This is a genomic window from Amycolatopsis sp. NPDC003676 (genome assembly GCF_053587275.1).
In genome coordinates, this window is record NZ_JBSFNS010000054.1 from 46,115 (window position 1) to 52,201 (window position 6,087).

Annotated in this window: 7 protein-coding genes; 4 read left to right on the forward strand and 3 right to left on the reverse strand. The window is 64.9% G+C overall.

The genetic code is table 11. The features are described from left to right. The first annotated feature begins 5 nt into the window (after positions 1-5). A complete protein-coding gene (locus ACWDNU_RS27380; RefSeq protein ID WP_449670993.1) occupies positions 6-650 on the forward strand; it encodes a spermine/spermidine synthase domain-containing protein in 645 nt (214 codons plus the stop codon). Between the two features lies 1 nt (position 651). Here ACWDNU_RS27380 and ACWDNU_RS27385 read toward each other — a convergent pair whose 3' ends face one another. Further along, the gene (locus ACWDNU_RS27385) at positions 652-1,233 is read right to left on the reverse strand and encodes an HhH-GPD-type base excision DNA repair protein (protein WP_037816165.1); all 582 of its coding nucleotides are present in this window, start codon (positions 1,231-1,233) and stop codon (positions 652-654) included. A gap of 136 nt (positions 1,234-1,369) precedes the next feature. Here ACWDNU_RS27385 and ACWDNU_RS27390 point away from each other — a divergent pair, with 136 nt between their 5' ends. After that, a complete protein-coding gene (locus tag ACWDNU_RS27390) occupies positions 1,370-3,619 on the forward strand; it encodes an nSTAND3 domain-containing NTPase (RefSeq protein ID WP_449670994.1) in 2,250 nt (749 codons plus the stop codon). A 147-nt stretch (positions 3,620-3,766) separates the two neighbouring features. On the opposite strand, the gene ACWDNU_RS27395 is transcribed toward ACWDNU_RS27390, so the two are convergent. Then, positions 3,767-4,528, reverse strand: coding sequence for an AraC family transcriptional regulator (locus tag ACWDNU_RS27395; protein ID WP_449670995.1), 762 nt, complete (start codon positions 4,526-4,528; stop codon positions 3,767-3,769). Between the two features lie 50 nt (positions 4,529-4,578). On the opposite strand from ACWDNU_RS27395, the gene ACWDNU_RS27400 reads away from it, so the two are divergent. Beyond that, the gene (locus ACWDNU_RS27400) at positions 4,579-4,992 is read left to right on the forward strand and encodes a DUF2000 family protein (RefSeq protein ID WP_449670996.1); all 414 of its coding nucleotides are present in this window, start codon (positions 4,579-4,581) and stop codon (positions 4,990-4,992) included. A gap of 69 nt (positions 4,993-5,061) precedes the next feature. Further along, the gene (locus tag ACWDNU_RS27405) at positions 5,062-5,568 is read left to right on the forward strand and encodes a hypothetical protein (protein ID WP_449670997.1); all 507 of its coding nucleotides are present in this window, start codon (positions 5,062-5,064) and stop codon (positions 5,566-5,568) included. Here the strand turns inward: ACWDNU_RS27405 and ACWDNU_RS27410 are convergent. Beyond that, positions 5,565-6,087: class I SAM-dependent methyltransferase (locus ACWDNU_RS27410; protein WP_449670998.1), on the reverse strand; the 523-nt coding region annotated here is incomplete at its 5' end. The genes ACWDNU_RS27405 and ACWDNU_RS27410 overlap by 4 nt on opposite strands.

Below are 6,087 nucleotides of genomic sequence, written 5' to 3' on the forward strand. Positions count from 1 at the left end.
CGGGCGTGGCGGAGGTACTGGAGACCGTGCCCGGGCACGGCGGCGAACTGGTGCTGCGGCGCGACGGCGCCGAGTTCGAGGTGATCGAAAACGGGATGTTCTTGATGGACACCCGAAACGGCGAGTCGGAACGGCTGCTCGTGACCGGAGCGGCCGACCGGCTCGCCCCCGGCGCGCGGATGCTGATCGGCGGCCTCGGCGTCGGGTTTTCCTTGCGCGCCGCGCTGGACCACTCCGCGGTCGGCTCCGTGGTCGTGGTGGAACGCGAACCGGCGGTGATCTCGTGGAACCGCACCGGCCCGTTGCGCGAGGTCCACGGCGGCGCGCTGGACGATCCGCGGGTGACCGTGGTCGAGGCGGATCTGCTGGAGTGGCTGCGGACGACCGGCGAGACGTTCGACGCGCTGTGCCTGGACATCGACAACGGTCCAGAGTGGACGGTCACCGAGGGGAATGCCTCGCTGTACGCGGCTTCCGGCCTGGACCGGCTGTCTCAGCTGCTGCGTCCGGGCGGAGTGCTGGCGGTGTGGAGCGCGGGCGCGGCACCGGAGTTCACGGCTCGGTTGCGGGAACGGTTCGCCGAGGTGGACTTGGTGGAGATTCCGGTGCCGAGGGGTGAGCCGGACGTGGTCTGGTTCGCGCGGGCCTGAGTCAGTTCGCCTTTGCGGCGGCCTTTGCGGCTTTCTTGAACGCGCGCACCTCGCCGAGCGTCTTGGCGTCCGTCACGTCCGCAATGGACCGACGGGAGCCGCGGTCGCCGTATGCGCCTGCGGCTTCGCGCCAGCCCTTCGGGGCGACGCCGCGCTGTTTGCCCAGCAGCGCCAGGAAGATCTTTGCCTTCTGCTCGCCGAAACCGGGCAGTGCCTTGAGTCGCTTCAGCACCTCTTCGCCGTCCGGCTTGGGGCGGCCGTCTAGCCAGATGCCTTCGGTGCGGCCGTCGTAGTTCTCGATGATGTGCAGCGCCAGCGCGTGCACGCGACGGGCCATCGAGCCGCCGTAGCGGTGGATCGCGGGCGGGACCACGCACATCTCCACGAATGCCTCGACGTCGGTGGCGGCGATCTTCTGCAGTGAGAAGCCGTCCATCCGGTCGGCGATCTTCCGCGGGCCCGCGAAGGCGTGCTCCATCGGGTACTGCTGGTCCAGGAGCATTCCGGTGAGCAGGGCGAACGGGTCGTCATTGAGCAGCTTGTCGGCCGCCGGGTCGCCGGTCAGGTGCAGTTCGCGCAGCATGGGGCCATCTTGACACACGGAGTCGGCTACCTGTAGTGACGCTGAGCGGTTGTGCGGAGTTCCGACATACTGTTGCGCAGGTGTGGGTTTCTTGCGGGAAACCCTTCAGCTGTGACTGGACCGATAGAGTCGGGGAGTGGATGCGTACGATCTCGGCCGCTTGACCGACTTCGACTTCGAGGAACTCTGCAAGGATCTCTTCGAAGTTGTACTCGGTTGCCCGCTCGAAATTTTCGCCCCTGGTCGTGACGGCGGAGTCGACCTCCGACACATAACTCCAGTTTCTGGGGACAAGACCGTCATCCAATGCAAACACTGGATGAAATCGGGACGGAAGGCACTGATCAGGCATCTTCGGCAAATCGAACTCCCCAAGGTCAAACGTCTCGCGCCGGGTCGCTATCTAGTCGCTACGACTGTGGATCTCACCGTGGGCGTGAAGGAAGAAATCGCCCAGATCTTTTCAGGCTTCGTGCAGTCCCCCGGAGACGTCTACGGGGCGAAAGAGATCGTCGCCCTCCTTCGAAAGCATCCGGATATTGTGCGTCGGCACATCCGGCTCTGGCTCGCCAGCAGCGCCGTGCTCGGTTCCTTGCTGAACCGGGACGTTCTGTTCCGGTCCAGGGCACTCGTACAGGACATCGACGAGAGCCTGCGCCTCTTCGTCCCACATTCCGGCCACGACCGTGCCCGCCGGTTGCTGGATGAGAAGCACAGCTGCCTCATCGCTGGCCCGCCCGGCACCGGTAAGACCACCTTGGCCCATATCCTCCTCGCGGATCACCAGGTCGAAGGCTTCACGATCGTTGAAGCCACCAACCGGCTAGGCGATGTCCACCGCATGTGGGACGACGAGGAGAAGCAAATCTTCTTTGTCGACGACTTTGTCGGTCAGACGATCTTGGACGTGAGTGCGGCACGTACGGCGAATCAGGAACTGCCGCGTTTGCTCCGCGCGGTGAAGAATTCACCGACCAAACGACTGGTGATCACCTGCCGGAACTACCTCGTCAAACAGGTGCGGGAACATCACGAGCGTTTGGATGCCCGAGTTCTCGATCCCTACGAGTGCACCGTCGACGCTACGGCTTTGACGACAGACGTCAGGGCAGAGATTTTCTACAACCACGTCTATTTCTCTGGCTTGGAGCCCGAGCAGCGTGCGCAACTCGCGCAACCGAAAGTGTATCAGTTAATCATCGGCCACCGCAACTACAGTCCGCGGCTGCTGGAACACGCAATCACCGAGGTCGTCGAGCTTCCCCTGGACGAACCCGGGAACGTTGCAAACGTCATTCTCCGAAACTTCGAGAATCCGGCACGCCTGTGGGAAAGGCTGATCGAAGAAGTACTTGACGCGGACGCCCTGGCCTTGGTTCTCACGCTGTACACGGCTAACCGGTCCGCGGACCACGAGCGCCTGCGTGACGCTTGGCGCGCACATGTCGATCTGAGTGTGACCTCGGACGCTGACCGTCGGTTTCGCCGGTCGCTTCGTCGTCTTGAACCCGTCATCGCAAAATTCAGCGAAGACTCGAATGGTCGTGTCGAGTTCAGTAACCCATCGATCATTGACTTCCTCCATAATCACCTGGCTCAGAATCCAGAAATAATCGATACTATTTGCGATTCGTCCATATTTTTTGATCAGCTCGTAACAGTCTGGGAGGCGGTCGGCTGGTGGGATCATACTGGACTCTACAATGCGGTAATTGACCGTGCCAACCGCTTTAGAGACGCAGTCGTGCGAATTCGGAATCCGGGGGCCCTTCTCGGTGAGTTTCGAAATGATCACGAAGAGGCCGAGGTGCGATTGGTCCTCGCACTCGGGGAATTTGGCGAGGCGGCTGGGCTGGCGGAGGCAGGGGAAAGGATCCTCGTGGAATTTGACGGCTCCGCATCGCCCAGTGTGAGCACGCTCCACCTGCTCACAAAGAGCGTCGCGACGTCATCCGTTCCGGAATGGCGAATATATACGAGGAGTTTTGTGCAACAGACGTATTCTGCTGCGTTCGCTGACATCCAGGTCTGGGATGATATTAAGCGGTTTCTGTCGATCATAGACGATCTAATCAGGTTTTGCCCTGAATTGGCAGAAGCGGCGAATCAAAAACTCGAAGACGTGAAGCTTGGGATGGCTATCGACGAGCTAGCGAAGTGGGCCGACGTGGAGCATGAAACGGATATCGAAGATAAAACTCTCGAGGAAATCCTTGGCTTCATTGAGGCCAAGGACCACGGCCTCAATGAGGAGTACGACCGAGCATGCGAGTACCTGGGCCGAGAGCCGGAGTCTTGCAATAGCATGCTCGCGCAATCGCCGCTGACATCGGAGCACAACCCCCAGCGGGTCGAACTGATGTTCTCTACGTTCCGCGAAGAGTGAGGCGGGAGCGCGCTTACTTGCGGCAACGAACTTATTGCGTCGAGCAGACGGCCGCTTAATCTCTTAGCTTTTAGACCGTTGATAGCTGCTGGCCCTGGAGGGTGAAAGTCGTCGTTGAACCGCGGGTTGGCCGCACAAACCGCCCGGTCAGCCGCGTGCGAAGCGGGCCGGGGTGGTGCCGAGGTAGCGGCGGAAGTGGCGGGTCAGGTGTGCCTGGTCGGCGAACCCGGCGGTGGTGGCGACGGCGGCGGGCGGGGTGCCGTCGAGCAGCAGCCTGCGGGCGTGGTCGACGCGGCGGCCGGTGACGTACCGGTGCGGCGGCAGTCCGAAACGGCGGCCGAAAGCGCGGACCAGGTGGACCGGGTGTGCGCCCAGCACCACAGACGCGTCGGCCAGCGTCAGCGAATCGGGCAGGCGTTCGTCCAGGAGGTCGCGCAGGTCGTCGGCCAGGCTGCGGTCGGGTGGGGTGACGGTCGGGCGGCCGAGATGGAGGCGCAGGCGTTGGGCGACGAGGGCGAGGCGGCTTTCGGCTTCCAACGGTTCGGCGAGCGACTGGTGCAGCTGATGGATTCTCGTGCGCAGCAACGGATCCGGCAGGCTCGGCTGATCGACGGCGGCTCCGATCAGGTCGTCGCCGAGCACGTCGGCGTCGAGGTAGAGCACGCGTTTACGGAAGCCTTGGCTCGTGGCGGCGCGGCCGTCGTGCGCGACGTTCGGCGGCAGCAGCGTGACGGCCGTGCCGAGTGCGCCGTGGTGGTGGCGGTCGAGGTCGTAGCTGATCGCGCCGTCGTCGACGATCAGCAGCGTCCAGGTGTCATGCGTGTGCGCGGGGTAGGCGTGGTCGGTGAACCGGGCGTGGAACGCCTCGGCGATTCCGGGCACCGAAGGACGCCAGGCCGACACCGTCATGTTCAAAACGTACAAGACCCGCGCGCGGCACCCAGCCGATGCTGTCCCGCATGAACCGATTCGACACGAAGATCGCCGTGCTGCTGCGGGACGACCTGGCCTCGTGGCAACGGCTGAACGTCACGGCGTTCCTGGTGAGCGGCGTGGCCCACACGACGCCCGAACTGATCGGCGAGCCCTACCTCGACGCCGACGACACCGAGTACCTGCCGATGTTCCGCCAGCCGGTACTCGTGTTCGCGGGCACTGCCGAGACGCTCGCGCTGGCGCACAGCCGGGCGCTTACTCGGGGGTTGCGGTTCTCGATTTTCACCGACGAGCTGTTCCAGACCGGCAATGACGTCGACAATCGCGCCGCGGTCCGGGCGGTGCCGACGGAGAAGCTGGCGTTGGCCGGGATGGCCCTGCACGGGCCGAAGAACGCGGTGGACAAGATCCTCAAGGGAGCGCAGCTGCACGGCTGAACGGAGTATTTTCCGCCGCAGCGAAGGGATTCCTGCCAAGATCGCAAGCGACCCTAGGGGAGGGAAATCATGCGAAGAATCTTGGCGGTCGTCGCCGCGGCGGGCATCGCGTGCGGGACCGCATCGGCTGCGCACGCGGACCCGGTCGGCTTCAGCTACACCTCGGACGAAGGTGCGCGCCCGTTCGAGGGCAGTGCTTCGTGGACTGCCGACGAGGTCACGGCCTGGGAGTACGGCGACGCGGTGAAGGTGAACGCCGAGACGCCGGACGGCTGGGACTGGGCGCGCCTCGAACTCAGCGCGCCTGCCGGACAGCAGTTGCACGTGGGCGCCTACTCGGGCGCCAGCGTCCGAGTGCCGAATTCGCCGCAGGCCGCGACACCTAGCTTCATCGCGTTTCGCGGGACCCGCGCAGACCCCGGAGGCGCCTGCGCGGCCCCGGGTGCGACCGCCGACTTCACCGTCGCTCGCCTGACCCGTGCGTCCGACGGAACGGTGACCGACCTCGACGTCACCTTCGTCCTGCACTGCTCCGCCGCTGCTGCTACTCGCGGCGAAGCGCACTTCCACCGTTAGGCCTCCGCGAACACCGCGAAAACCTGCCGTACCCGGTCGCCCTGATCGAGCGTCACGTGCTGTGCGGTTGCCGAGCTGAACCCGGCTTCGGTGGCCAGCGCGGCGGCTTCGTCGAGGGTGCCCGGGACGCGCAGGTCTCGCGGGACCACGTCGGCGAACTTGCCGGTCGGCCTGAAGCGTTCCGACGACACCATGCTGAACGCCAGCTTGCCGCCGGGACGCAGCACGCGCCGCCAGTCGGCCAGCGCGCTCGGGCCGAGGAAGTGCAGTGCGGACGCGCAGACGACCGCGTCGGCCTCGCCGTCGCCGATCGGCAGCGGGACCGCGGAGCCGACGTGCCAGGAGATGCGGCCGTCCGGGTCGCGGTCGGCGGCTTTGGCCCTGGCGATCTCGATCATCGCGGGGGAGAGGTCGATGGCGAACACGGCGGCCGGTTCCAGCCGCAGCGCCGAGAAGGCGGCCGCGCCGGTCCCGGCGGCGACGTCGACCAAGAGAGCGGGCTTGGGGGCAAGGCCGCTG

Coding starts and splice junctions, on each gene's coding strand:
- ACWDNU_RS27385 (WP_037816165.1), bottom strand. CDS start 1,233: ATGCTGCGCGAACTGCACCTGACCGGCGACCCGGCGGCCGACAAGCTG.
- ACWDNU_RS27395 (WP_449670995.1), bottom strand. CDS start 4,528: ATGACGGTGTCGGCCTGGCGTCCTTCGGTGCCCGGAATCGCCGAGGCG.
- ACWDNU_RS27400 (WP_449670996.1), top strand. CDS start 4,579: ATGAACCGATTCGACACGAAGATCGCCGTGCTGCTGCGGGACGACCTG.
- ACWDNU_RS27405 (WP_449670997.1), top strand. CDS start 5,062: ATGCGAAGAATCTTGGCGGTCGTCGCCGCGGCGGGCATCGCGTGCGGG.